Genomic DNA, 25,850 nt, shown 5'->3' on the forward strand with positions numbered 1-25,850 from the left:
TGTTTATACATTGAAAGAGGAGAACATGGAAGATAAAAATATCATAAATGTCAATCTTGCTGAGGAGATGAAAACCAGCTTTCGTGACTATGCAATGTCAGTTATTGTGGCACGTGCCCTACCTGATGTACGCGATGGTTTAAAGCCGGTTCATCGCCGCATTCTTTACGGAATGAACGAGCTTGGTACAACGCCTGATAAGCCACATAAAAAATCTGCCCGTATTACCGGGGATGTCATGGGTAAATATCACCCACATGGAGACAGCTCGATTTATGAGGCCATGGTACGTATGGCTCAGTGGTGGAGCTATCGCCACATGCTGGTTGACGGACATGGGAACTTTGGTTCCATGGATGGAGATGGCGCTGCCGCTCAACGTTATACCGAAGCACGTATGTCAAAAATTGCCTTGGAAATGCTTCGTGACATCAACAAAAACACTGTTGACTTTGTTGATAACTATGACGGAACAGAACGAGAGCCAGAAGTACTTCCGGCACGTTTTCCGAACCTTTTGGTTAACGGAACAACGGGGATTGCCGTTGGGATGGCGACAAATATTCCACCTCATAACTTAGGAGAAACAATTGATGCGGTTGACTTGCTGATGGAAAATCCAGAGGCGACAACACGTGATTTGATGGAAGTATTACCTGGGCCAGACTTTCCTACTGGTGCTCTAGTCATGGGTAAATCTGGTATTCGCCGTGCTTATGAAACAGGTAAAGGCTCAATTACGCTTCGTGCGAAGACAGAAATTGAGGAATTACCTGGAGGTAAGGAACGCATTGTAGTTACTGAGTTCCCTTATATGGTCAATAAGTCAAAAGTTCATGAGCATATTGTTCGTTTGGCACAAGAAAAGCGTATTGAAGGTATTACAGCCTGTCGTGATGAGTCAAGTCGTGAAGGTGTACGTTTAGTGGTTGAAGTCCGTCGCGATGCATCGGCACACGTGATTTTGAACAACTTGTTCAAACTTACACAACTTCAAACATCCTTTGGTTTTAATATGTTGGCCATTGAAAAGGGTACGCCAAAGATTCTGTCATTGAAACAAATCTTGACCGACTACATTGAGCATCAAATCGAAGTTGTAGAACGTCGTACACGCTTTGATAAAGCTCGTGCAGAAGCTCGTGCTCACATCTTAGAAGGTTTGCGTATAGCCTTGGATAACATTGATCGTATGATTACTATTATCCGTGAATCTGCAACAGATGCAATTGCTCAAAAAGCGATGATGGATGAATTCCAACTGTCAGACAAGCAATCGCAAGCTATCTTGGATATGCGTTTGCGCCGTTTGACAGGTTTGGAACGTGACAAGATTGAAAATGAGTATCAAGAGCTTATTGCCTTGATTGCTGATTTGGCAGATATCTTGGCTAAACCAGAACGTGTTAAAGCTATTATTCGAGAAGAATTAGGTGAAATTAGACGTAAATTTGCAGACAAACGTCGCACAGAGCTTTTGGTTGGAGAAGTCTTGAATCTGGAAGACGAAGATTTGATTGAGGAAGAAGATGTTCTTATAACTCTCTCAAATAAGGGATATATCAAACGTCTTAGCAATGACGAATTCCGTGCACAAAAACGTGGTGGACGTGGTGTTCAGGGCATGAACATGTCCGACGATGATTTTGTACAACATCTGGTATCAACAAGTACACACGATCATTTGCTCTTCTTTACTAATCTTGGACGTGTCTATCGAATGAAGGGCTATGAAATCCCAGAATACGGTCGTGCTGCTAAAGGCTTGCCTATCGTCAATCTTTTAAAACTTGATGAAGGTGAAAAGATTCAAACAATTATTAATGTTGTGAAGTCAGACGAAGAAAGATATCTGTTCTTTACAACACGTAAAGGCTTAGTCAAACGTACCAATACCCAACAATTTGCCAATATTCGAACTAACGGTCTCAAAGCTCTAAATCTTCGTGAAGGTGACGAGCTTATCAATGTTCTGCTCACATCAGGCAAAGAAAACATCATTATCGGAACGCATAATGGCTTCTCCGTACGCTTTGAGGAAGCTGTGGTACGTGATATGGGCCGTTCTGCTACGGGTGTTAAAGGTGTCAGCCTGCGTGAAGGCGACTTTGTTGTTGGTACAGCGATTGTTCATGATGAACAGGAAGTCTTAGTGATTTCTGAAAAAGGTTTAGGTAAGAGAACGATTGCGAGTGAATATCCTGTTAAAGGTCGTGGTGGTAAAGGGATTAAAGTCATGAACATCACTGACCGCACAGGTAAACTTGCCGGTTTGACTGCTATCAATGGTGATGAAGATATTATGGTCATTACTGATACAGGTGTTGTGATTCGTACAAGTGTTGATAATATCTCACAAACGGGTCGTGCAGCGCAAGGAGTGAAAATCATGCGTTTGGATGATGATGCACAAATTGTGACATTTGCTCTGGTTGAACCTGAACAGGAAGAGAAAGAAATAAGCGAGGCAGAGAGAGCTTCAAATACGGAAGAATAAAATGAAAAAATTATTTATATTCTTAACTGCAGCTGTCAGTATCTTTTTACTGGCAGCTTGTAGTTCAAATAAGGAGACCCGTGATCTTTTAGAGCAGCCAATCAAAAAAGATGCCACAACAATGGGAACATACATCCAAGTCACTGTCTACGATAAAGGTAAGGAAAAAGCGGTTGAAGAAGCTTTAAATATTGCTGAGAAATATAACGATTGGGTATCTGTAGATCAAGCAAAATCAGTTGTCGATAAAATCAATGACAATGCTGGTATTAAACCAGTCAAAGTAAATTCTGAAATTTATCAATTGATCAAGCTAGGCTATAACTATTCTGCTAAGAACATGGGCTATGATATTACCATAGGTCCTTTGAGCAAGCTCTGGAATATAGGCTTTCCTGATGCACGGAAACCTTCACAAGATGAGATAGACAAGGTCTTACCTCTGATTAACTATCAATTTATCCAGTTTAATGAAAAGGACAGTACCGTCTATTTAAGTCAAAAAGGTGCCCGCTTAGATTTAGGTTCAATAGCTAAAGGATATACAGCCATGAAGATGGTTGAAAGTCTTAAAAATAATGGCGTAACCACTGGGATTGTCGATTTGGGATCAAGTTCTATCTATGTGATTGGACATTCTCCACGTCAAACAAATGATGCGTGGACGATTGCTATAAAAGACCCCAATGATCCAGAAAAATCGCAGTTAGGAATTTTAAAAGCAAGTGATCAACATGTAAATACTTCTGGTATTTATGAACGTTATTTAGAAGTGGATGGGCATCGCTACTCTCATATCCTTAACCCTAAAACGGGCTTCCCATTTGACAATGATATTGCCAGCATCACTCTTTTAATTTCTGGTGATGATGCTACAAATGGTGATGGTTTATCTACTATGATTTACGCTATGGGAACCAAAAAAGGTTATGAATATGTCGAAAGCCTGAAAAATGTTCAAGCTGTATTTGTGGATAAAGATAACAAGGTCTATATTACGGATGGCTTAAAAGATAAATTTGACTTAACCAGTGAAAACTATAAGATCGGTCAAATTAAAGACTTAAAATAGAAAGAGGTAACATGGCGAAAAAAAGTAAGAGTTGGAAACGCGTGCTAGTCAATTTGCTTATTTTGGTTCTCTTTCTTGTGGGTTTAATCCTTGTTTTTAACAAACCTATCCGAAACTGGTTAATCGGCAGAAATACGGCGCATTATCAGATAAATAATGTGACGCGGGAAACGATTAAAGAAAACAAAGAAGTAAAGGGCAACTTTGACTTTGACAGTGTAGAGTCGATTAGTTTTGAACAAGTGGTACGTAACCAGTTAAACCGTCAACCCATGCCAGTCATTGGAGGTATTGCAATTCCAGATGTTGGCATTAATCTGCCAATTTTCAAAGGCTTAGCAAATGAGAACCTTGCTTTTGGAGCGGGTACGATGAAGGAAGACCAAGTGATGGGGCAAGGAAATTATGCTTTAGCCAGCCATAACGTCACTGGTTTTAGCAGCGATGTTAGCCTACTCTTTACCCCGCTTGAACGTGCGAAAGAGGGGATGATTATTTACGTCACGGACAAAAATAATATCTATCAATATCGTATCAACAAAATATCTGTCGTTTCTCCAGAACATTCAGAGGTAATCGATGATACACCAGGAAAAACGGAGATTACCTTGGTAACCTGTGCTGATCCAGAAGCTGTAAATCGAATTATTGTACATGGTACATTTGAGAAAAAAGTTGCTTACGATGCTGCGACACAAGAGATGAAATCTGCTTTTGACCGCAGTTATAATCAAGTACTTTAATAAAAAAACTTCCAGAAATGCTCTGGGAGTTTTTTCGATATTTTTATAAATCCTGTTTGCGAAGATAGAAAATACCAATGAGGCCGAAAACTAAGATTTCTATAATATGATAACCAATACTGAAGAGACTGTTATTACTTACAAAGGTAGAACTAAAGTCTGAAGTTCCTACTTGTGCAAGGAAGAGGAAAAATAGACTCATTAAGACTGTTTGAAGAATACGAGAGGTGAAATTAAAAGCAATGTATACAAATAAACCTGATGTTCTTCCGCGCGTGATAATAACGGCTAAAGCCATTGTTACCATCATAGCTACGAGTCCTAAAATATAAGAAAGAAGTCCCATAAAAATATCGGCAGAATGAACGAGTAAGTCAAGCGATCGAAAGAGAGAAAAGACCGTTTCTTGGTTGAAGATAAAGAAGGTGACAAAGGGGACAACTAAGACAAGAAAAAGAGCAATTAATTGAGTCAAAATTGTTGTGCCAATCTTGACAAAGTAATATTTGACCCGAGAGACTCCACTTGCAATCATCAAACTCATGACCTTGTTTTTATAATCAATATTGAGCAGATGAAAAGGATATAAGAGGGAAAAGATAGCTAACCCAATGACGGCAAAGACAGTCGTAATCGAAAGAAAGGTGAGGAGGATGGGAAAGTTTTGGAAATCAATGTTTGTCAAACTGACAGCTAACCATGAAAAGTTAAGCAGTAAACTTAAAGAAATGAATACGGCAAGGACAATCATGTAAGTTTTATCCTTTATGTTTTTATACATTTCCATTTTAAAAATATTTTTGGCATTCATACTGAGTTCCTCCTATTTCACAAGTTCAATGAACTTGCTTTCTTTTTTAATCTGATAAAACTCAATATCTTGAGCTACAGCTTCCTTGAAGAATTCACGATACTTGTCTTCATTCATTTCAAAAATAGTCCAGTTTTCGGATTGTTGTGAAAACTTAACTTGTAACTCCGTTAGGAAGGTGTGAAGCGCTTGAGGCTGATTTGTTTGTACACGGTAAATATAGGTCTGATTCTTCTTATGAAGATCGAATTTTTCAACAAAATTACCATTTTCTAGGACTAAAACTTCATCGGCTAGAGTTTCAATGTCTTCTTGAACATGACTTGAAATAAGAATCATTCGTCCCTCTGTCTTTAAATGAAGCAAGTAATGTTTAAACCATTCGACTGTTTTTTTATCTAAGCCACGGAAAGGCTCATCAAAAATGAGAATATTTGCATCGCTCATCAGGGAAATCAGAAGAATCAACTTTTTATTCATTCCTAAAGAATAATGGCTTACTTTTTCGTTCAGGTTATCGTAAATATTTAATTCTTTAGCTAAGATGCGGGTTCTCTCTTCATCAAAATTTCCACGTAGCCCACCAAAGTAGCGAAGATTAAACCAACCTGAGTAGTTTTTATAAAGTTCCATATCATCAAGAACAATACCGACAGAAGTAAGTACTTTAGGATTTTCTTTAATATTCTTACCATCAATTTCGATGCTACCGGAATAGTTGGTAATAATATTAGTCAGCGTTTTAAAAAATGTTGTTTTTCCGACACCATTTCTTCCCACAATCCCATAAATTTTTCCTTGGTCAAAAGACACAGAGGATAAATTCAGGACATTGTGCGCTTGGTAAGAGAAGCGGAGGTTTTGGATGTTCAGCGTCATGTTTTTCCTTCTTTCATTTTATGAATAATTCTATCATGTGTGCGTTGCTTTTACAAGCCAATCCATAAAGTGTAATACCATATTTACAGCTTTGATTATTGCGAGAGTCATTACATTTAATGAAAAAGAATTTAGGGAAAACAGATGTGCAGGATAGGTCCTCTTTTGTTATAATAGGAGAGCAAGACTAGACTGGAATTGAGAGAGTAAATGAATCCTTTATTAAATGGAATGAATGAAAAACAAGCAGAAGCAGTACAAACTACAGAAGGGCCACTTTTAATCATGGCAGGCGCGGGCTCAGGAAAAACCCGTGTTTTGACACACCGCATTGCTTATCTTATCGATGAAAAAATGGTGAATCCTTGGAATATTTTGGCGATTACCTTTACCAACAAAGCTGCGCGTGAGATGAGAGAACGTGCGCTTAATTTAACCCCGGCAGCTCAAGATACATTAATTGCAACATTTCACTCAATGTGTGTTCGAATCCTCCGACGCGATGCAGATCATATTGGTTATAACCGAAACTTTACGATTATTGATCCAGGGGAACAAAAAACCTTGATGAAGCGTATTTTGAAAGAAGCTAACTTGGATCCTAAAAAATGGGAACCCAAAACGCTCCTTAATACGATTTCAAACGCTAAAAATGACCTTCTCGATCCCGAGGCTTACGAAGGACAAATCAATGCGCGTAATCCTTATGAGTTACTGACAGCCCGTGTTTATAAAACCTATCAGGCAGAACTGCGTAAAGCGGAGTCGATGGATTTCGATGATTTAATCATGCAAACCTTACGTCTTTTTGATAAAAATCCAGATGTTTTAGCCTATTATCAAGGTAAATTTCAATATATCCATGTGGATGAATATCAAGATACTAACCATGCGCAATATCAGCTCGTCAAGTTAATGGCTCAACGTTTTAAAAATATTTGTGTCGTTGGTGATGCTGACCAATCAATCTATGGCTGGCGTGGTGCAGATATGCAGAATATTCTTGACTTTGAAAAAGATTATCCCGATGCGAAAGTTGTTTTACTTGAAGAAAATTATCGTTCCACAAAAACAATCTTACAGGCTGCCAATAATGTGATAAATAACAATGTGAACCGTCGTCCTAAAAAATTATGGACTCAAAATAATGATGGGGAGAATATTCTTTATTATCGTGCCAACGATGAGCGGGATGAAGCAATCTTTACAGCTTCGACAATCAATGAGCAAGTGCAAGCTGGACGGAAATACTCTGATTTTGCAGTCCTTTACCGGACAAATGCACAGTCACGTACAATAGAAGAAGCCTTCTTGAAGTCTAATATTCCTTATAGTATGGTCGCTGGGACAAAGTTCTACTCACGTAAAGAAATTCGTGATGTGATCTCTTATCTTAACGTGATTGCCAATCCTCGAGATAATATGAGTTTTGAGCGGATCGTTAATGAGCCTAAACGTGGTGTTGGTCCAAGTGCTCTGGAAAAATTGAGAAACTTTGCGGATATGCAAGGTAAATCTTTAGCAGAATCAACGTTGGATATTACTTTATCGGATATTCGAGGCAAAGCAGCTGGCGAAATCTACAATCTTGGGCTAATTTTTGATTTCTTGCGTAGCTTCATTGAAACATCTAGTATCACGGAACTTGTCGAAGAAATGCTTGACCGCACGGGCTATATGAAGTTCCTACGAATGCAAGCAAATCTTGAAGCTCAGACACGGATTGAGAATATCGAAGAATTTCTCTCCGTGACAAAGAATTTTGATGAAAAATCAGAAGTACCACTAGATGAAATGACCGGAGAACCAATCAAGGAAACCGGTTTGGACCGCTTGAGTCGTTTCCTTAATGAAGTGAGTCTTCTTTCTGAGGTGGATGAATATGAAGAAGCGAGTGACGCGGTTACTATGATGACCTTACATGCTGCAAAGGGTCTAGAATTTCCTGTTGTATTTCTTATTGGGATGGAAGAAAATATCTTTCCACTTTCACGTGTTAATGATGATCCTGATGAATTGGAAGAGGAACGTCGTCTTGCCTATGTGGGAATCACGCGCGCCGAAGAATTTCTTTATATGACCAATGCAAATCAACGTGTGCTCTACGGTAAAACCAGCTATAATCGTCCGAGCCGTTTCATCTCTGAGATTGATGATGAGTTATTGGACTATGGAGGGATTGCACGTAAGGCCAATTCAAGCTTCAATGCTAGTTATAAAATGGCTGGAGGTGCGACACGATTTGGTACTGGCATGTCCATGACAGATGCTCTTCATCAACGTAAAGCTGCAGTCAATCCTGGAGCATCACGTGTGATTGAAAAAGCAGATGTAGCTACAGAAGATTGGACGATTGGAGATACTGCCGTCCACCGCAAATGGGGTGAAGGTATTGTGTTAGCTGTTACTGGAACCGGTAAGAATATGGAGCTGAAAATTAAGTTTCCTGAAGTGGGTATGAAACGTCTTTTGGCTGCAATGGCACCAATTGAGAAAAAGGAGTAGTAAATGGATAAGAAGCGATGCAAGTGGTGTCTTTCTTCGGAGAAGATGATTCATTATCATGATACATATTGGGGTACTCCGGTCCATGACGATCAAGAGCTTTTTGCAAAACTCGTTTTAGATATGAATCAAGCAGGCCTCTCTTGGTCAACCATTTTAAACAAACAAGAAAGCTTCTATAAAGCTTATGATCAGTTTGAGATTGAAAAAGTAGCCAGCTATAGTAAGGAAAAGGAAGAAGAACTCCGCCAAAATGCGGGAATTATCCGCAACAAGCTAAAGATAGCAGCTGCAGTAAATAACGCTCAAAAAGTTTTAGAACTTCAGAAAGAATTCGGTTCTTTGGATAAATATATTTGGTCTTTCTCAGAAGGTCAAGTGTTGCAACATCAAATTACTGATGAGAGCCAAGTACCTGTTACCAATGCTTTAGCTGAAGCTATGTCTACAGACATGAAAAAAAGAGGAATGAAATTTGTTGGTCCAACAATCATCTATGCTTATCTTCAAGCTGTAGGCGTGATTAATGACCATGCGGATTATTGTTTCCGTAATAAAGAGCTGTTGTAGAAAGAGAAGCGTCTGACATTTATCAGGCGCTTTTTGATGCTTCTTAATAATCAGCAAAATACTAAAGGTTAAGGTTTGAATTGCTTTGAGAACTCTTCCTTTTTTGATATGCTAATATTTAAAAAGGAGAAGAATATCTGTTTGGATTACGGATAAAATTTTAGGCTCTTTAAAGAAAATATAGAAAAAGGAACTCTATGAACACATCAGTCCCGCCAAATTGGCGGAAAAATTTTTATTTGTTTTTGATAGGTCAGCTCCTAACGGGCGTGACTTCAATGATTGTCCAGTATGCGATTATTTGGTATTTGACCCTTGAAACAGGTGAAGAATCTGTCCTTGCAATTGCTACACTTGTAGGTATGTTACCAATGGCGCTTCTAAGCCCGTTTGTTGGGCCATTCATTGACCGTATCAACAAGAAGTTCTTACTTATTTCATATGATGCTGTGGTGGCAGTAATAGCCTTGGGTCTTTTTATTTACGGGATTAATAATGATGTTTATCCACTTTGGATGGTCTTTGTGACTATTGGTATTCGTGCGGTTGCACAGACCGCTCAGATGCCAACAGTCCAATCTATTATGCCCACAATGGTACCAGAAGACGAAATTACTCGAGTCAACGGACAGTTCGGTATTATTCAATCTTTGATATTTATTGTTTCACCTGGGATTGGAGCTTTCATGGTAGCAACTATGCCGATTCATTGGGTTATTTTACTTGATGTGATTGGCTTCATTCTTGGTGCTGGAATGTTGCTTTTAGTCAGGATTCCCGAAGTCGCTTCACAGGGCGAAAAGATCTCTGTGATGAAGGATGCACTTGAGGGCTTTAATATTCTCCGTGAGAACAAACCGATGTGGAAAATGACACTCATCGGTGCCCTATTTATGTTACTTTTTATGCCTGCAATGAGTCTCTATCCTCTAGTGACCACAAAATATTTTGGCGGCACGATTGTCCACGCGGGTTGGGTTGAAGTTCTATTTGCTGCTGCGATGCTGATTGGCTCTTTTGCTGTCGGTATTTTTGGAAAAACTAAGGACCGTATGCCCTGGATTATTGCGGCTTATCTTATCGTTGGCTTGAGCATCGGTGGTTCAGGCTTTCTTCCTGGCAATATGAACGGGTTTTGGGTTTTCCTTGTTTTGAATGTTTTTGCTGGAATTGTGGGACAGATTTATACCACAATGAATATGGCAATCACGCAGCAATCATTTGAAGCCCAATACTTAGGACGGGTTATGGGAATAGTCTCTGCATTGATGAGTATTGCCGGACCAGTTGGGCTAATCTTCGCAGCTCCAGTAGCGGAATCCATAGGTGTTCAAAACATGCTTGTGATTGCAGGCTTTGGAGGCATATTAGCTGCAGCTCTATTATATTGTACGCCCTCAGTTCGGAACTATGATAAACATTTGCAAAGAAAGTTAGAAAATGAAGGACAATGAAATAAATGTCAAATCAATAGTTGAAAGAGCTTCCTTATGATAAAATGAAGGTATCACAATAGCAAGTATAAAAAAGAAAGAGGCGCTTATGGCTAACATACATCCTTATATTGCTCTTAATAATACCAAAGAAGCACTTGCTTACTATGAAGAAGTTCTTGGTGCAAAAAATATCCGCCGTGTTCCTGTTGCTGCTGAACAGGCAAAAGAATTTGATTTATCTGAAGAACAAGCAGCAGAAATGACAATGCACAGTCAGTTTGATATCTTAGGAACGACTATTATGGCAGCAGATAATTTTCAACATGAAGCTTTAAGTTATACAGGAATATCGATCTTATTAGATCTTAATTCAGAAGATAAAGAGGCGATGGCAGAAGCGCAGGAATTTTGGAAACACTTATCTGATTCAGGAAAAGTGACAATAAATATGCCTTTTGAAGAACAATTCTGGGGCGGCGCTATGGGCGATTTTACTGATAAATATGGCGTACGATGGATGTTGCATGCGCAACCTTACTCTAAACTTGGAGAAATGTAAAAACGGGCAAAGTTCACTTGTATTTTAACGTAGCAGAAAATGCTACGTTATTTTTATGTAAATATTTTAAATTGAAGCGCTCCTTTATCTGAAATAAGTCTGAAAAAGTGCTATAATTATGTATCTATGAATGGAATTTTAAATGTATATAAAGAAGCGGGCTGGACATCTTTTGATGTTGTTGCTAAACTTCGAGGAATTTTAAAAACAAAAAAAATCGGCCACGGAGGAACGCTTGATCCACAAGTGACAGGAGTTCTCCCTGTAGCTGTTGGTAAAGCCACTCGCCTTCTGGAATACATGGAAGAGGCGGGGAAAGTATACGAAGGTGAAGTGACAATCGGTTTCTCTACAGAAACAGAGGATGCTGAAGGTGAAGTCATTGAAACTACACCTGTGCCATCAACCCTCTCAGACGAAGAAATTGATGAGGTAATGACACGTTTTGTCGGGGAGATTCAACAGGTCCCACCCATGTATTCAGCAGTTAAAGTGAAAGGCAAGCGCCTTTACGAATATGCAAGAGCTGGACAAATGGTTGAGCGTCCTATACGAAAGGTTACCATCAAATCATTTACGCGGACAAGTCCAGTGACTTTTGAAAAGGGCTGTGCACGATTTACGTTTCGTGTAGCTTGTAGCAAGGGTACTTATATTCGTACTTTGGCAGTTGATCTCTCTGATGCTTTAGGCTATGCGGGGCATATGTCTAAATTACAGCGGACTGCAGCTAACGGTTTGCATATTGCTGATGCAATGACTTTGGAGCAGATTGAGACTTTAGTTAAGGCTGAAAAACTTGATGAAATATTACAGCCAAATGAAGTCGCAGTCTCTGACTTACCGCGCCTTGATGTGACAGACGAACAAGCAGCAGCAGTACGCGTGGGTAAAAAGTTTGAAGAAGCTGAGTTTGCTAAGCTTGGCGAAGCCACACGTTTTGCTTTCTTTTATCAAGATCAATTGATTGCTGTCTATATGAGACATCCCGAAAAACCAGGAATATTAAAACCAAATAAGGTAATAAATTAAAATGAAAACTTTATATTTTGACGAAATTGAAAATTGGACTGAACCGACAGTTCTTGTCTTGGGCTATTTTGATGGTTTACATCGTGGTCACCAAGCTTTGTTTGCTGAGGCAAAAAAACTCGCAGCTGTTCTAAATTTGAAGATTGCCGTCTTAACTTTTCCAGAAAAACCGACACTTACTTTTCAAAAATTTGAACCAGATATGTTGCTTAAGTTAACAAGTGATAAAAAACGAGAAGCACTTTTTGCAGAAAATGGGGTGGACTATCTAGTTTTTAAAGATTTTACTTCAAGTTTTGCTAAACAAACAGCAGAAGAATTCTCAAAAAATGTAGTGGAAAAATTCTTACCGAAAATTGTTATTACAGGCTTTGATCATAAAACAGGCTCAGACATGACACAACTCAAAAGCAATGATCAATATAAAGTGGTCGTTATACCAGAAGTTGCAGATGATGAAGGAAAAATTTCCTCTACTCGGATACGTGAACTTGTAAAAACTGGAGATATTGAAGCAGCAAACGAGCTTTTAGGTTATCCTTATGAGACAACTGGAATTGTGGTGCATGGTTTTGCACGTGGCCGAACAATCGGCTATCCAACTGCTAATCTAGCGATTAAAGACTTTATTCATCTCCCATCAACTGGTGTTTATACGGTAGATGTTCTTTGGGAGGGCCAACGTCAACGTGGCTTTGCTTCAATCGGCTATAATGAAACTTTTAATGGCAAAGAAAAAACAGTCGAAATCCATATTTTTGATAAAGATTTGGACTTGTATGGAGAAAATTTAACGGTTCTCTGGCTAGATAAGATTCGAGAAATGATTAAATTTGACAGCATTGAAGCTTTGATTGTTCAGATGAAAGATGATGAAGAAAAAGCACGTCAATATAAAGTAAAAGAAGCCTAATTTTGATTAGGTTTTTCTGTTACCCTTTACTTGGTTCACGAGTTGGCGGGTAAAAGGTTGAAACGTTAATCCAAGCAGAAAGAGCCAGATTGTGATATACTTAATAAGAACAATTTTTAAGGAGAACATTAATAATGTCACGTAAACCTATTATCGCTGGTAACTGGAAATTGAATAAAAACCTCAAAGAGGTTAAAGAATTTATCGCTAACATTGACGGTAAATTGCCATCAGAAGACAAAGTAGAAGTTGCTATTGCAGCTCCTGCACTTTACCTTGTATCAATGGTACAAGAACGTGGAAATAACCCACTTAAAGTTGCAGCAGAAAATGTTTACTTTGAAAATTCAGGTGCCTTCACTGGTGAAATCGCTCCAGCTATGCTTGCAGCAGAAGGAATCGAATACTCAGTAATCGGTCACAGCGAACGTCGTGAGTACTTCCACGAAACAGACGAAGACATCAACAAAAAAGCTAAAGCTCTTATCGCAGCTGGTGTAACACCAATCCTTTGCTGTGGTGAAACACTTGAAACTTTTGAAGCTGGTAAAACAGCTGAATGGGTTTCAGCTCAAATCGAAGCTGGTCTTGCTGGTATCGACGGTAAAGATGTTGCAAACATGGTTATCGCTTACGAACCAATCTGGGCTATTGGTACAGGTAAAACTGCTACTGCTGAAATCGCTGACGAAACTTGTGGTGTTGTTCGTTCAACAGTTGAAAAACTTTACGGAAAAGAAGTTTCAGATGCTGTACGTATCCAATACGGTGGTTCTGTAAAACCTGAAACAGTTGCTGAACTTATGTCTAAAGAAAACATTGACGGCGCTTTGGTTGGTGGAGCTTCACTCGAAGCTGATTCATTCCTTGGCTTGCTTGAAATTTACAAATAAGATTAACATGCATAATAAAAAAAGGGAACCTTTAAGGTTCCTTTTTTTATTTCATATAGTATTATTTACACTCATCTCTTCTTCAAATAATCCGAGTAATATTCCTTAAGGAGATTGATAATCTGCTTCCCAATCAAGTAATAATCCTCTGTAGGTAAGTTGGCTTGAGAGATGCGGAGTGTTCCGCTAGAAGCACCAAAACCTGTCCCGTCCATCAAAACAACGCCATTTTTGTCGGCGAGATTGAGCAAGAACTCTAAGTAATCAAAGTTTTCTTCCAAATAGATACGGAATTTTTTACCAAAACGGATTTCGGCAAGTTGGTAAATATCTACGAGCGTATAATATTTAGCATTCTCTTTCGAGTTGTCTGGCTCTAATTTCATGGCTTTAAGCAAATCTTGATAACGCTCATCAATAAGAGCATCACAAGCTTCAAAGTAAGGATCTGCCTCTTTACGATGAATCAAATGCGTAAAGGCAAAAAGAACTTCCATGATTTGTTGTGGTGTAGAGAGGCCAGCCGTATGATAGAGACCAACAGAACGTGAATCCGCAACAATACGTTCGATAAATGGTAGCTCTTTAGTGTCATGTGTTACAATATCATAGCGCTTGTCGAGTTTCTCAATATCCTCAGGATCAAGCTCAGAGATAAGACGGTCAAAGACATTATCTTCCTGCATGGCAATAAGCCCTAAACGCCAACCTGTTGCACCAAAAAGTTTTGAGAAAGAATAAACGAGAATGGTATTATAGGGAACCACACTATAGACAGATTGGAAATCTTGAACGAAAGTTCCATAGACATCGTCTGTAATAATGATGAGATCCGGATTTTTTTCAACAGCTCGTTTTAAAGCGTCAAGTGTTTCTTGACTGAAAGCTTTAGAACCTGGATTTGATGGATTAACTAAGAAGAATGCCTTGATTTCAGGATCTGATAATTTTTCGATTTCTGTTTCGGGAATGCTCCAATTGTCGCTCTCATCAGAAGTAATTAATGTTTCAACCAGATTGAATTCACTTAAACCAGGAAGTTGCAAGTAAGGTGTAAAGATAGGTGTGTTAATAGCTATTTTATCACCCGGCACAACTAATTTATTGCGCTTGAGTGAGTTGAAGATATAGACAATCGCAGCTGTACCGCCTTCCGTTGGGAAGATTTGTGTCTTATTTTCGAGATGAACGCCATTATACAGAATTTTTTCCATAAAACGATTCAAGACAATTTCGGTATTTCTCAGACAGCGGCTAGGAACAGGATAATTATTTCCGATAGCACCATCGATAAATTCCTTAATCACATCGTCAATATTTAGCTTAAGATCAATTTCGATATAGTCCATGACATCAATCAAGAATTTATCAATCTCATCATCGTCAGGTTCTAAGAAAGCCTCAAAGCGTTGCCCAATACCTTTCAATGTTGTGTATCCAGCCATATCAGCTTTTTCAATCGTACGAAGGGAGTCTTTAATACCAAATTCAATCAAGCGATTAAAGGCTAAACGTGCTTTTGTATTAATCCAGTTTGGATTGCCGCGACCGGCATTCAAAAAGATATTGGCTTTTTTATTTTTTTCTGCCAGTTTAAGCATTTCAAAGCTAACTTCAAAAGCTCCTAAACCGGTATAATCAGTAATGGTAACTTCTTTTTCCATGTGTTCTCCCATTTAAATTTATTGAACTTTTGTTATTAATTATAACACAATAAATAGAAAACAAATTGACTCAAATAGTCTAAAATGATAAAATTTTCGCTCGTTTTTTGTTACAATAGTAAGATATGAGTTTTTACCAGTAAAGGAGAGCGGCAAGATGGCATATTTACTTATTTTGAGTGCTGCTGTTACCTTATATTTTGCTTTGGGCTACGTTAGAGCCACACTCAAAGGCTGGGTTATTCCCAATAAAGTAACTTGGTTTCTCTGGGCTTTAGCGCCAATGATTGCTTTTTTTGCCACCTTTTCTTCGTCGGGGTTTAGCCTTGGTCAAATTCCTGTTTTTATGGCTGGCTTTACGCCCTTGCTTGTTTTTGGCGCTTCCTTTATAAATAAGCAGTCTTTTTGGAAAATAACCTTTTTTGACTTGTCCTGTGGAGTAGTTTCACTGATCACCTTAGTCATCTGGTATTTGACACAGAATTCTAATCTGGCGATTTTTTTGGCCATCATGAGTGATGCTTTAGCAGCTTTGCCTACCTTGATTAAAGCTTGGAGATATCCTGAAACTGAAAGCATTAAGCCCTTTGCTGCGGGAATAGTAACCACGGGAATTGCCCTTCCCGCTACAAGTACTTGGGATTTTGCACATCTTGCTTTCCCTGTTTATCTTTTTCTATTAAACATCTTAATGACAGTGATTTTAAAAGTGAAAGATAAGTCGATAAAGAATAGCGAAAAATGAAGATTTGTAAAAATCATAGAAACAAATAATGAAGAGGAAATAAAGTGAAAAAGAACGAAACAAAAGCAGCTTATGTCCATATCCCTTTTTGCTCACATATTTGTTACTATTGTGATTTTGCTAAAGTTTTGATGACGGGACAACCGGTCGAAGCCTATATTGATGAGTTGCTCAAAGAATATGATAGTTATGATATTAGTAGTTTGAAAACGCTTTATATTGGAGGTGGGACACCGAGTGTTTTACCTGCAGATCAGCTTGAAAAATTACTCACGCATCTGACAAAAAAGCTTGATTTAGAAGAACTTGAAGAGTTCACAGTGGAAGCAAACCCTTCTGATTTAACAGATGAAGTCCTTGCTGTTTTAGCGAATTCGCCTGTGAACCGCATCTCACTTGGTGTACAATCGTTTGATGATAAACTCTTGAAAAAAATTGGGAGAACACATACTGAAGCACAAGTTTACTCTTCAATAGAAAGACTACGTACTGTCGGATTTGAAAATATCACAATAGATTTAATTTATGGCTTACCGAACCAAACGATGGAAATGGTTGAGCGGGATGTTCAAAAATTCTTAGAATTGGACCTTCCCCATGTTGCCTTATATAGCCTGATACTAGAAGATCATACAGTATTCATGAATCGTCAACGTCGTGGACGCCTCCGTTTACCATCTGATGATCGCAATGCGGATATGTATGAGTATATTATTGAAATGCTGACTTCTAAAGGTTATTCGCATTATGAAGTTTCAAATTTTGGAAAAATCGGCTATGAAAGTAAGCACAATATGACATATTGGGACAATGCGGAATACTATGGCATTGGAGCTGGAGCTTCAGGTTATCTTGATGGTATTCGTTATAAAAATCATGGACCTGTTCATCATTATTTACGCGAGGAAAATAAACGTGTAAATGAAGAAATATTGACAAGAAAACAAAGGATTGAAGAGGAAATGTTTCTGGGCTTACGCAAAAAAAATGGCGTATCCATTGAACGTTTCCATAAAAAGTTTGGTCAAACACTTGAAGAAGTTTATGGCACAATTATTGAAGAATTGGCGTTTCAAAAAATGTTGTTTGAAGCTGATGGACGGATTCAGATGACGGAAAAAGGATTTGAATTAGGAAATGAAGTTTTTGAGCGTTTTTTGTTAGATTAAGTATGCATATCTGAAAGATATTGTTCTAATCTATGTTACAATAGTGTGAATGAAGAGTGAAAATAGTAATATGAGAAAAAAGCTTACCCCTCTAGCAACCATGATTGTTGCTGGAATTTTTACTGCTCTGGTCTTTGCTTTTGGTAACCTAAGATACCAGGTTCCCGAAATGGCAGCGACGCATGAAAAAGAAGAAACGGTGGTTGTAAATAAATCATTAAGCAATGATGATGTTGATTTGAACCGTTTTGTAGTAGATATCTCCGCATGGCAACGCCCAGAAGATATTGATTATAATTTAATGAGTCAAGAAGTCATTGGTGCTGTCGTACGTGTACAGACAGGAAAGTCAAGTAAGGACAATGCAGCAGCTTATAAAAGTGGTGAAGATCGTCAATTTAAAACGCATATGAGCGAATTGCAAAAGCGTGGTGTTCCTGTTGCTGTATATGCCTATGTCAATGGTAAAAATGTTGAAGAGATGAAAGAACAGGCACGTCTTTTTTATGAGCGAGCTCATCCTTTTAAACCAACGTATTATTGGCTGGATATTGAAGAAGTCAGCATGGATAACATGAGCGAAGGTGTGGATGCTTTCCGTGAGGAGCTTAAGAGCCTAGGTGCCAAGAATATAGGTATCTACGCGCAAGATTGGTTCTTGACTGACCATAAGATTGATTCTAGCCATTTTAGTTCAATTTGGATGGCTGATTATGGTCGAAATACCGGGATGTGGGATACATCTCCTAAAACAGACTTGAACTATGACATGCACCAGTTTACGGACCGCGGACAATTGTCGAGCTATGGTGGGCATTTAGATTTAAATATGATTCGTACGCAAGAACAGTACGATAAACTTTTTAGAAATCCCTAATCTAATAAAGGGAAGTAGCAGTAGACGAAAGTCTATTTTCTTTATGTTGTTTTTGAGACAAGAAGAAACAAACATTGAACGAGTAATAAGATAAAATCAGGAGCGAAGATGGCAAAGAAAAAACAAACAGGTTTGAAAGCAGGGGCAGGGATTCTAGGAACAGTTGTCGTTCTTGGTTTAGGATTTCTAAAGTCGAATCCCGAAATATTGTCGACAGTCACAGGAACACCATCACTGAATCAGCCAGCGCAAAGCCAGCAACTTAAGAATTTTAGCAAGGTAGATTATGGTAGTGTCAAAGACAAAGTGCCGACACAATCTTTATCACAATCGGTTTTGACACCTTCAATTAAAAAGAACCTCAAAGATTCAGTCACTTATAATGGAACTGGTGCCTTTATTGTCAATGACAATAAAACAGACTTGGATGCTAAAGTTAACAGTGCACCTTATGTTCAACTGGCAAAACAAGATGCTTTAGGTCGTCCCAAACTTGCCAATGCACTCCTCAACAAGACAAGCCGCCAGTATAAAAACCGTTCAGAAACAACGGGAGCAGATGGAAAGTCCAACAGTGCGAAAATAAATCCTGTAGGCTGGAAACAACTCATGATTCCTTCTGGTTCATACAGCACACTCTATAACCGAGGACATTCAATTGGCTACGCGCTAGCTGGAAATATTAAAGGCTTTGATGCTTCTGAAGCAAATCCACAAAATATCAGTACACAAACCGCTTGGGCCAATCAGGCAAGTAATGGCAACGAGGAAAATACAGGGCAAAACTATTATGAAGGTTTAGTGCGTAAAGCGCTCGATAAGAACAAAACAGTCCGTTATCGTGTAGAACCTATGTATGATGGGAATGATCTCGTTCCCTCAGGGACGCATATGGAAGCCAAGTCGAAAGATGGAAGCTTAGAGTTTAATGTTTTCATTCCAAATGTGCAGCCCGGTATTCAAATTGATTATGCTTCAGGTAAAGGCATGATTTTGCAGTAGGAGAGTAGATTCCTGTTTGAATAAAATAAAAAACGTAGAAACAGAGTTTTTGTTTCTACGTTTTTTATGTCTTTGAGAAAGAAAGACTAAATCTTATCGTATTGATCTAAACCGTAACTCTCAATCATTTGAATGAGCTTTTCAGTATAGGCTGGGTCAGTTGCATAACCAGAAGTTTGCACAGCTTTCGCGGCTTCTTTATAGTTTTTCGCAGCTAAAACGCTCGCATACTGCTTAGGGTTCCATGTAGTGCCCTTAGTAAAGAGATAGGCATGTCCTTCGACAGATTCTTTCCAACCATCGTAAACGCGAAATTGCGCTTTTACAGTCACCCATTTATCATTTTCAAATTCTTTGGTTTCTAAAGTTACTGTGGGGACATTTCCGTAAGCTTTGATACCAAAAAGATTGTAATATTTTGCGGCAAGTCCACTTTGGCCAAAGTTACTTTCCAAAGCAGCCTGAGCCAAAGTCAGAGAAGCGAGAACATTATACTTTTCTTGTGATTCTTGCGCATATGGTGCTATAGTACGAATGAAGTTATATTCTGTAATTGTTTCAACTTGGTTGGCAAGCTCAGTGTCATTGCGATTATCACTGGTTTGTATCACTCTAAAATTCAAGAGGTTAGCTGCAACAAAGAGAAAAATCAAAAGCTGCAAAATAATGCGGAAGAAACTTCGGATCTTAGAAGTCGCCTTGCGGCGCTTTTTATCATATGTCATGTCACTAGTATAACAAAAAAGTTTCAATTTGTGGATAGGTTCAACACTTGTTATGCTAGAAAAATATGCCAGCAGCTTCGCTTTTGAACACAAATAAAAAAGTTTCCACTTTTTTGGGAAACTTTTTTTCTTACTTTCTATTTCGCTCTTTAATCGTTTGAGTACCAAACTGAGGTAGACGTATGAATGAAAGACGTTGCAAGAGTTCTTGACGGTAGTCAGCACGGCCAACAATCAAAGTGACCTTACTGAAGAGGTAACAAGACAACAATGTGACAGCAAAATTGGGTAAGGTAAGGTATGTGAGAAGCGAAAGACTCAAAACAATGACATCACCACCAAATAAAACTTTGTCTACTTTGAAGCTCCATTTTTCTTCTAAAATTCGTCCTAGAAGCAGCGTTCCACCAAAGGTTCCTTCAGAAATAATGACTAAACCAGCAGCTGTTCCTGAGAGAATTCCGTCGAAAATACCAGCAAAGACAATATTAGAAAACTGAATCCCTGTAATTCCGATTGCTTCATAAATTATCATCCAGACACTCATAGCGGCTGCACCCGGAATACTGAGAAGAAGCTCACGCGAAGATAAGTATTTACGGCCAAAAGTAAAGAGTGGCACATTAACGAGGAAGAAAGTTAAAGCTGGATTAACACCAAAGACAAAGTCCATCAATACAGAAAATCCAGCAACGCCATTACTGGCTAGTCGGTTGGGGATGACGAAAAGCTGTACAGATAGGACATATAGTCCTACGCCGATCAGTAGTATCAGTAAATCCCGCATAAAATATTTATCTATTTTTACGCCTAAAAGTGTCATAAGTTCTCCTTAACAGTTCGTTATTTCTAGGATATCCTTAAAGCTTTGAATAAATAATTTCGTATCTTTGTAATTGCTTTAAAAGGAGCCTATATTTATCAGTGTTGTAACTATTATTATTACATTTAAAACTTAATTAAACCTTGTTTAAGGTCAAAATTACTATTATATTATAGTAAATATATAAAAATTCAGACAAATCTAGAAAAAAGATATTAATTCATTAAAAAAGCAGTCTTTTTTAGTCTTGGTTAAGAAGACGAATGTATAATATAACTATTCCAAATAATACTCTTTTTGTAACATCTTTAGTCCTCACCAATGTGAGGACTTTTTAAAATCACAAAATGTTATAATATAAGAATTAGTTAACAATTTAGTTTTTAAGGAGGGAAATAAAAATGAGCAATGCAAATGAAATAGGTGTTACAAGTGAGTTTGCACCACTGAGACGTGTAGTTTTAACACAATCGGAATTTATCTTACCTCACGAAGAGCATACCAATGATGATGGCTCCTTCCTTGAAGATGATGTTCTTGATATGTTTAATAATAAAGACACCAGTGGAAAAAATTATGCAGAAGTATTTCTTGAAAGACAAAGAAAATGGGAAGCAGAGCGTACTAATCTACAAGCTTTGTTAGAAAAATATGATATTGAAGTTTTGCGACCACGTCTTCTCACGGATTATGAGAAAGAACAAGGAAAAGTCTATGGTGCTGCAAACTTTTTTGTACGTGACCCGTTCTTTACGATTGGTGACTCTTTGATTGAAGGGTCTATGCGCTTTTTCCATCGCCGCAACGAGGTTTTACCCGTAAGAAACTTACTCACTGAACAAGCCTATTCTAGCGATGCTTTTTACGTTTCTCTTCCAATGGCAGATACTTCACAAGGAGAAACGGATGAGAGTGGACCTTTCTTAGAAGGTGGCGATATCCTCGTTTTAGGAAAAACAGTATTTGTAGGAAATTCAGGTAAAGCGAGCAATCATAATGGCTATTTATGGCTTAAAGCTTATTTAGCACATTGGGGCTATCAGGTGATTGAGGTTAAACTTCATCATGATGTTTTGCATCTTGATTGCGCTCTAAGTCTAGTTAGAGATGGTCTAATGATTATCTGTGAAGAAGCCTTTCTAACTGGTATACCTGAACAGCTTAAAAATTGGGATAGAATAAATGTTCCTTTTGAAGATATTGCAAAGCTAGCAATAAATGGTCTACCAATAAATGACGAGGTATATATACTAGATTCAGAATTTAAATACATTGGCGAAGCTCTGGAAGCACGAGGCATCCGCTCAGAATACCTTGATTTTAAAATATCCCGAAGCTTGGGCGGTTCATTTAGATGTAGCACACAGCCTTTACTTAGAAAATAAGAAGCATAAGTTTAAAATAGAAAGCCAGCCCTTGGCTGTGATATAATTATCAAATGAACTACGAAAACTATATCTGGGATTTAGGTGGCACTTTACTTAATAATTACGAAAATTCTAGTCATGCTTTTGCTGCAGCACTTTGGCAAAAGGAAGAACGAGTAGTTTTGCATGACGATATCTATGCAGCACTCAAAGTTTCTACAGCACATGCTGTGGACCAATACGCGAGTCATATACCGCAGTTTCTTGAAACATATCGGAAATTAGAAGCAGAAGCTTTGGACAAGCCAATTTTGTTTGAAGGTGCTGTTGATCTTTTGCATACTATCGTGAGCCAGAACTGCAAAAACTTTATGATTTCTCATAGAGATAAGCAAGTACTGGACATTCTTGAGGCAGCCCATATTTCTCAGTATTTTACTGAAGTTGTTACTGCTGATAATGGTTTCCCACGTAAACCAGCACCAGATTCAATAAAATATTTAGTACAAAAATATAATTTAGACCCCAAGAAGACGGTGATGATTGGTGACCGTCCTTTGGACATTGAAGCCGGTCGTGCAGCGGGTATTGCGACTATTTTCTTTGATAGCCAGCAGGAGTATCCCCAAGCAACGCGAAGCATCAAAAAATTATCAGACATTATGGAGTAAACTGAACCACAATGAATACTTTTTTTATATCGAATGAAAAAGCAGTTGGGCCAGGCTTTGGCCTTTTTAGTGCCAATCACTTTTTTGCCCTTGCTGTTCTAGCACTGCTCAGTTTTGGCTTGATTCGTATTTATCTGCGCGCAAATGACGAGAGACGTAAACTGTTACGTCTACTTGTTGCCTCGTTTACCCTGTTGCTCGAAATCATTAGAGATATCATTTTAGTGATGACTCATCAATTTTTGTACGCAGACTTGCCTTTGCAGCTGTGTGGACTTGGCATATTCATTATTGTTTTTGATGCAATGCGTTCAAATAAGACGAGTCGTGAGCTCTTGTATAGCTTAACTTTACCTGGAGCAATTTTTGCACTTGTGACACCGAACTGGGTAACCAATGATTTTGTTAATGTCTTTGTATGGCAGAGCTTTTTGATTCATTGCTTACTTATCTCGTATGTTTTAATGCGTCTGATTGCAGGCGATTTTGTCCCTCAATGGCGTGAACTCTGGCGCTCTGCTGTCTTTTTGTCGATTGTTGTACCGATTTGTGCAGTCCTCAATCAAGTTTGGAATCAAAATTTTTTCTTCCTAAGGACACCAGTTCCGGGAAGTCCACTTGAACCCATCTATGATGTGTTCGGTTCTTATTATATCTTAGGTTTAATTTTTATTGTATTGATGTTTTGGCTTGTTATTTATCTTCCTTGGTCATGGAAAAAATCACCAAAAGTTCGGATGAATTAAGTAAAAAGACAAAATATATTAAACAAAAAAGCAGCTTAAAGCTGCTTTTTTTCTGAAATTATTAAGATGGAGTAAAAGCTTTTATGGCTCGCAGTATATAGTAAAAAAAGCTAGAATGTGCTATAATTATAAGTAAGTATTTTCAAAGAAATGAGATTATTTTGAACGAAGAAAATAAAGAACAAATTGAAAAAATGGCAGAAGAATATGATGCCAGTCAAATTCAAGTTTTAGAAGGACTTGAAGCGGTGCGTATGCGTCCTGGGATGTATATCGGATCAACTTCAAAGGAAGGATTGCACCACTTAGTGTGGGAGATTGTTGATAACTCGATCGATGAAGCGCTAGCGGGGTTTGCCAGCCATATCGAAGTGTTTATTGAACCTGATAACTCAATTACAGTTGTCGATGATGGACGTGGTATTCCCGTAGACATTCAAGAAAAAACAGGACGTCCTGCGGTCGAAACGGTCTTTACTATCCTTCATGCTGGTGGTAAATTTGGCGGTGGCGGCTACAAAGTTTCTGGTGGTTTACACGGTGTTGGTTCATCCGTTGTTAATGCCCTCTCAACACAGTTAGACGTTACTGTACATAAAGATGGTCAAAAATACTATCAAGAATACCATCGTGGTGTTGTCGTCGAAGATTTGGCCATTATTGGTGAAACAGATAAACGAGGGACAGTCGTTCACTTTACACCAGATCCAACAATTTTCACCGAAACTCAAGTTTTTGACTATGATAAGTTGGTGACACGTGTCCGTGAGTTGGCTTTCTTGAACCGTGGTTTGCGTATTTCTATTACCGATAAACGTGAAGGCCAAGAAGACAATCATGCTATGTTCCACTATGAAGGTGGGATTCAATCTTATGTTTCCTTTATCAATGAAAACAAGGAAGTTATTTTTGATACGCCAATCTATACAGAGGGTGAGTTAGATGGAATAACTGTCGAAGTTGCTATGCAATATACAGGAACTTACCATTCAACAATCATGTCATTTGCAAATAATATCAATACGCATGAAGGTGGTACGCATGAACAAGGTTTCCGTACAGCTTTAACGCGTGCGATAAACAATTACGCAAAGGCTCAAAAGCTTCTTAAAGATAACGAAGAAAACCTTACTGGGGACGATGTTCGTGAAGGTTTGACCGCTGTCATTTCTGTTAAACACCCTAATCCACAATTTGAAGGTCAAACGAAAACCAAACTGGGGAATAGTGAAGTAACAGGTATCGTCAATAAGCTTTTCTCAGAAGCTTTGCAAACCTTTATGCTTGAGAATCCTCAAGTTGCGAAGAAGATTGTTGAGAAAGGGATTCTTGCAAGCAAGGCACGTATTGCGGCCAAACGCGCACGTGAAGTAACGCGTAAAAAATCAGGTTTAGAGATTTCTAACTTGCCTGGTAAACTTGCGGACTGCTCTTCCAATGATCCTAAACAAACAGAACTTTTCATCGTCGAAGGGGATTCTGCTGGTGGTTCTGCTAAGTCTGGCCGTAATCGAGAATTCCAAGCTATTTTGCCCATCCGTGGTAAAATCTTGAACGTGGAAAAAGCGACAATGGATAAGATTTTAGCAAATGAAGAAATCCGTTCACTCTTTACAGCGATGGGAACTGGTTTTGGTGCTGACTATGATTTATCTAAAGCACGGTATCATAAACTGGTTATCATGACCGATGCCGATGTCGATGGGGCACACATTCGTACACTCTTGTTAACTCTTTTTTACCGCTATATGCGTCCTGTAGTTGAGGCCGGTTATGTTTATATTGCTCAACCACCAATTTACGGAATCAAAGTCGGTTCGGAAACAAAAGAATACATTCAACCAGGGGAGAATCAAGAACGTGAGCTGAAGCTTGCACTTGAAAAATGGTCTCAAGGTCGTGCTAAACCAACAGTACAGCGTTATAAAGGTTTAGGAGAAATGGATGACCACCAACTTTGGGAAACAACTATGGATCCAGATGCCCGCCTCATGGCGCGTGTATCTGTAGAAGATGCCGCTGAAGCAGACAAAATCTTTGATATGCTAATGGGCGATCGTGTGGAACCACGTCGCGAATTTATCGAAGCCAATGCACAATATTCTACTATTGACGTTTAATAATTTAAAAAAGCTCTCAGCTATAAAACTG

General features: G+C 38.5%; 23 protein-coding genes. 18 read left to right on the plus strand and 5 right to left on the minus strand.

Annotated features, from left to right (window positions below; all coding sequences use genetic code 11):
• Positions 1–25: 25 nt before the first annotated feature.
• The 3 genes from gyrA to J0J33_RS05975 are packed head-to-tail and all read left to right on the plus strand — an operon-like array spanning position 26 to position 4,312.
• Positions 26–2,497 (plus strand): DNA gyrase subunit A, encoded by a 2,472-nt coding sequence (gene gyrA / locus J0J33_RS05965; protein WP_206888548.1) that lies wholly within the window; start codon positions 26–28, stop codon positions 2,495–2,497.
• Between the two features lies 1 nt (position 2,498).
• Positions 2,499–3,569, plus strand: a complete 1,071-nt coding sequence (locus J0J33_RS05970; protein ID WP_019293699.1) for an FAD:protein FMN transferase — start codon at positions 2,499–2,501, stop codon at positions 3,567–3,569.
• Between the two features lie 11 nt (positions 3,570–3,580).
• Positions 3,581–4,312: a class A sortase gene (locus tag J0J33_RS05975; RefSeq protein ID WP_019292493.1), complete on the plus strand. Its 732-nt coding sequence runs from the start codon at positions 3,581–3,583 to the stop codon at positions 4,310–4,312.
• Positions 4,313–4,355: 43 nt separating this feature from the next.
• Here the strand turns inward: J0J33_RS05975 and J0J33_RS05980 are convergent, their stop codons facing one another.
• Positions 4,356–5,123 carry an ABC transporter permease gene (locus J0J33_RS05980; protein ID WP_019292494.1) on the minus strand — a complete coding sequence of 256 codons (768 nt, stop codon included), beginning with the start codon at positions 5,121–5,123 and terminating at the stop codon, positions 4,356–4,358.
• Between the two features lie 12 nt (positions 5,124–5,135).
• The gene (locus tag J0J33_RS05985) at positions 5,136–6,002 is read right to left on the minus strand and encodes an ATP-binding cassette domain-containing protein (protein ID WP_165719502.1); all 867 of its coding nucleotides are present in this window, start codon (positions 6,000–6,002) and stop codon (positions 5,136–5,138) included.
• A gap of 210 nt (positions 6,003–6,212) precedes the next feature.
• On the opposite strand from J0J33_RS05985, the gene pcrA reads away from it, so the two are divergent.
• The 7 genes from pcrA (at position 6,213) to tpiA (ending at position 13,910) form a co-directional block, all read left to right on the plus strand.
• Positions 6,213–8,507, plus strand: coding sequence for a DNA helicase PcrA (gene pcrA / locus J0J33_RS05990; RefSeq protein WP_019293696.1), 2,295 nt, complete (start codon positions 6,213–6,215; stop codon positions 8,505–8,507).
• Positions 8,508–8,510: 3 nt separating this feature from the next.
• Positions 8,511–9,077 (plus strand): DNA-3-methyladenine glycosylase I, encoded by a 567-nt coding sequence (locus J0J33_RS05995; protein ID WP_165719503.1) that lies wholly within the window; start codon positions 8,511–8,513, stop codon positions 9,075–9,077.
• 197 nt (positions 9,078–9,274) lie between these two features.
• Positions 9,275–10,531, plus strand: a complete 1,257-nt coding sequence (mdt(A), locus tag J0J33_RS06000) for a multidrug efflux MFS transporter Mdt(A) (RefSeq protein WP_019293694.1) — start codon at positions 9,275–9,277, stop codon at positions 10,529–10,531.
• An 88-nt stretch (positions 10,532–10,619) separates the two neighbouring features.
• Positions 10,620–11,072, plus strand: coding sequence for a VOC family protein (locus tag J0J33_RS06005; protein WP_206888551.1), 453 nt, complete (start codon positions 10,620–10,622; stop codon positions 11,070–11,072).
• A 126-nt stretch (positions 11,073–11,198) separates the two neighbouring features.
• A complete protein-coding gene (truB, locus tag J0J33_RS06010; protein ID WP_019293693.1) occupies positions 11,199–12,104 on the plus strand; it encodes a tRNA pseudouridine(55) synthase TruB in 906 nt (301 codons plus the stop codon).
• Position 12,105: 1 nt separating this feature from the next.
• Positions 12,106–13,017: a bifunctional riboflavin kinase/FAD synthetase gene (locus J0J33_RS06015; protein WP_061413260.1), complete on the plus strand. Its 912-nt coding sequence runs from the start codon at positions 12,106–12,108 to the stop codon at positions 13,015–13,017.
• A gap of 134 nt (positions 13,018–13,151) precedes the next feature.
• On the plus strand, positions 13,152–13,910 hold the full coding sequence (gene tpiA / locus J0J33_RS06020) for a triose-phosphate isomerase (RefSeq protein WP_004258230.1): 759 nt from the start codon (positions 13,152–13,154) through the stop codon (positions 13,908–13,910).
• Positions 13,911–13,981: 71 nt separating this feature from the next.
• Here tpiA and J0J33_RS06025 read toward each other — a convergent pair whose 3' ends face one another.
• On the minus strand, positions 13,982–15,574 hold the full coding sequence (locus J0J33_RS06025; RefSeq protein ID WP_019294126.1) for a bifunctional aspartate transaminase/aspartate 4-decarboxylase: 1,593 nt from the start codon (positions 15,572–15,574) through the stop codon (positions 13,982–13,984).
• A 157-nt stretch (positions 15,575–15,731) separates the two neighbouring features.
• Between J0J33_RS06025 and J0J33_RS06030 the strand changes: the two genes are divergently transcribed.
• The 4 genes from J0J33_RS06030 to J0J33_RS06045 all read left to right on the plus strand — a co-directional run bounded on the left by J0J33_RS06030 (position 15,732) and on the right by J0J33_RS06045 (position 19,367).
• On the plus strand, positions 15,732–16,319 hold the full coding sequence (locus tag J0J33_RS06030; protein ID WP_206921616.1) for a hypothetical protein: 588 nt from the start codon (positions 15,732–15,734) through the stop codon (positions 16,317–16,319).
• Positions 16,320–16,363: 44 nt separating this feature from the next.
• Positions 16,364–17,488: a radical SAM family heme chaperone HemW gene (gene hemW, locus J0J33_RS06035; protein ID WP_206888642.1), complete on the plus strand. Its 1,125-nt coding sequence runs from the start codon at positions 16,364–16,366 to the stop codon at positions 17,486–17,488.
• Positions 17,489–17,558: 70 nt separating this feature from the next.
• Positions 17,559–18,365 carry a GH25 family lysozyme gene (locus J0J33_RS06040; RefSeq protein ID WP_019292139.1) on the plus strand — a complete coding sequence of 269 codons (807 nt, stop codon included), beginning with the start codon at positions 17,559–17,561 and terminating at the stop codon, positions 18,363–18,365.
• Positions 18,366–18,473: 108 nt separating this feature from the next.
• Positions 18,474–19,367 (plus strand): DNA/RNA non-specific endonuclease, encoded by an 894-nt coding sequence (locus J0J33_RS06045; RefSeq protein WP_206888645.1) that lies wholly within the window; start codon positions 18,474–18,476, stop codon positions 19,365–19,367.
• A gap of 86 nt (positions 19,368–19,453) precedes the next feature.
• On the opposite strand, the gene J0J33_RS06050 is transcribed toward J0J33_RS06045, so the two are convergent.
• Complete coding sequence (locus J0J33_RS06050; RefSeq protein WP_227671653.1) at positions 19,454–20,092, minus strand: glycoside hydrolase family 73 protein; 639 nt, start codon at positions 20,090–20,092, stop codon at positions 19,454–19,456.
• A gap of 130 nt (positions 20,093–20,222) precedes the next feature.
• Positions 20,223–20,915, minus strand: a complete 693-nt coding sequence (locus tag J0J33_RS06055; RefSeq protein ID WP_019293293.1) for a YitT family protein — start codon at positions 20,913–20,915, stop codon at positions 20,223–20,225.
• A gap of 401 nt (positions 20,916–21,316) precedes the next feature.
• On the opposite strand from J0J33_RS06055, the gene J0J33_RS06060 reads away from it, so the two are divergent.
• The 4 genes from J0J33_RS06060 to gyrB all read left to right on the plus strand — a co-directional run bounded on the left by J0J33_RS06060 (position 21,317) and on the right by gyrB (position 25,819).
• Positions 21,317–22,300, plus strand: coding sequence for a dimethylarginine dimethylaminohydrolase family protein (locus tag J0J33_RS06060; protein WP_206888647.1), 984 nt, complete (start codon positions 21,317–21,319; stop codon positions 22,298–22,300).
• Between the two features lie 53 nt (positions 22,301–22,353).
• The gene (locus J0J33_RS06065) at positions 22,354–22,953 is read left to right on the plus strand and encodes an HAD family hydrolase (protein WP_206921617.1); all 600 of its coding nucleotides are present in this window, start codon (positions 22,354–22,356) and stop codon (positions 22,951–22,953) included.
• Positions 22,954–22,964: 11 nt separating this feature from the next.
• Positions 22,965–23,699, plus strand: coding sequence for a TIGR02206 family membrane protein (locus J0J33_RS06070; RefSeq protein WP_019292134.1), 735 nt, complete (start codon positions 22,965–22,967; stop codon positions 23,697–23,699).
• 161 nt (positions 23,700–23,860) lie between these two features.
• Positions 23,861–25,819: a DNA topoisomerase (ATP-hydrolyzing) subunit B gene (gyrB, locus tag J0J33_RS06075; protein ID WP_019292133.1), complete on the plus strand. Its 1,959-nt coding sequence runs from the start codon at positions 23,861–23,863 to the stop codon at positions 25,817–25,819.
• Positions 25,820–25,850: the final 31 nt, after the last annotated feature.

The sequence above is a fragment of the Lactococcus sp. LG1267 genome, assembly GCF_017309545.1.
Lineage (GTDB): Bacteria > Bacillota > Bacilli > Lactobacillales > Streptococcaceae > Lactococcus > Lactococcus petauri.

What these genes read in the sequence shown, in the direction of transcription:
- gyrA (WP_206888548.1), top strand. Translation starts at nt 26, where the DNA reads ATGGAAGATAAAAATATCATAAATGTCAATCTTGCTGAGGAGATGAAA.
- J0J33_RS05970 (WP_019293699.1), top strand. Translation starts at nt 2,499, where the DNA reads ATGAAAAAATTATTTATATTCTTAACTGCAGCTGTCAGTATCTTTTTA.
- J0J33_RS05975 (WP_019292493.1), top strand. Translation starts at nt 3,581, where the DNA reads ATGGCGAAAAAAAGTAAGAGTTGGAAACGCGTGCTAGTCAATTTGCTT.
- J0J33_RS05980 (WP_019292494.1), bottom strand. Translation starts at nt 5,123, where the DNA reads ATGAATGCCAAAAATATTTTTAAAATGGAAATGTATAAAAACATAAAG.
- J0J33_RS05985 (WP_165719502.1), bottom strand. Translation starts at nt 6,002, where the DNA reads ATGACGCTGAACATCCAAAACCTCCGCTTCTCTTACCAAGCGCACAAT.
- pcrA (WP_019293696.1), top strand. Translation starts at nt 6,213, where the DNA reads ATGAATCCTTTATTAAATGGAATGAATGAAAAACAAGCAGAAGCAGTA.
- J0J33_RS05995 (WP_165719503.1), top strand. Translation starts at nt 8,511, where the DNA reads ATGGATAAGAAGCGATGCAAGTGGTGTCTTTCTTCGGAGAAGATGATT.
- J0J33_RS06005 (WP_206888551.1), top strand. Translation starts at nt 10,620, where the DNA reads ATGGCTAACATACATCCTTATATTGCTCTTAATAATACCAAAGAAGCA.
- truB (WP_019293693.1), top strand. Translation starts at nt 11,199, where the DNA reads ATGAATGGAATTTTAAATGTATATAAAGAAGCGGGCTGGACATCTTTT.
- J0J33_RS06015 (WP_061413260.1), top strand. Translation starts at nt 12,106, where the DNA reads ATGAAAACTTTATATTTTGACGAAATTGAAAATTGGACTGAACCGACA.
- tpiA (WP_004258230.1), top strand. Translation starts at nt 13,152, where the DNA reads ATGTCACGTAAACCTATTATCGCTGGTAACTGGAAATTGAATAAAAAC.
- J0J33_RS06025 (WP_019294126.1), bottom strand. Translation starts at nt 15,574, where the DNA reads ATGGAAAAAGAAGTTACCATTACTGATTATACCGGTTTAGGAGCTTTT.
- J0J33_RS06030 (WP_206921616.1), top strand. Translation starts at nt 15,732, where the DNA reads ATGGCATATTTACTTATTTTGAGTGCTGCTGTTACCTTATATTTTGCT.
- J0J33_RS06040 (WP_019292139.1), top strand. Translation starts at nt 17,559, where the DNA reads ATGAGAAAAAAGCTTACCCCTCTAGCAACCATGATTGTTGCTGGAATT.
- J0J33_RS06045 (WP_206888645.1), top strand. Translation starts at nt 18,474, where the DNA reads ATGGCAAAGAAAAAACAAACAGGTTTGAAAGCAGGGGCAGGGATTCTA.
- J0J33_RS06050 (WP_227671653.1), bottom strand. Translation starts at nt 20,092, where the DNA reads ATGACATATGATAAAAAGCGCCGCAAGGCGACTTCTAAGATCCGAAGT.
- J0J33_RS06055 (WP_019293293.1), bottom strand. Translation starts at nt 20,915, where the DNA reads ATGACACTTTTAGGCGTAAAAATAGATAAATATTTTATGCGGGATTTA.
- J0J33_RS06060 (WP_206888647.1), top strand. Translation starts at nt 21,317, where the DNA reads ATGAGCAATGCAAATGAAATAGGTGTTACAAGTGAGTTTGCACCACTG.
- J0J33_RS06065 (WP_206921617.1), top strand. Translation starts at nt 22,354, where the DNA reads ATGAACTACGAAAACTATATCTGGGATTTAGGTGGCACTTTACTTAAT.
- J0J33_RS06070 (WP_019292134.1), top strand. Translation starts at nt 22,965, where the DNA reads ATGAATACTTTTTTTATATCGAATGAAAAAGCAGTTGGGCCAGGCTTT.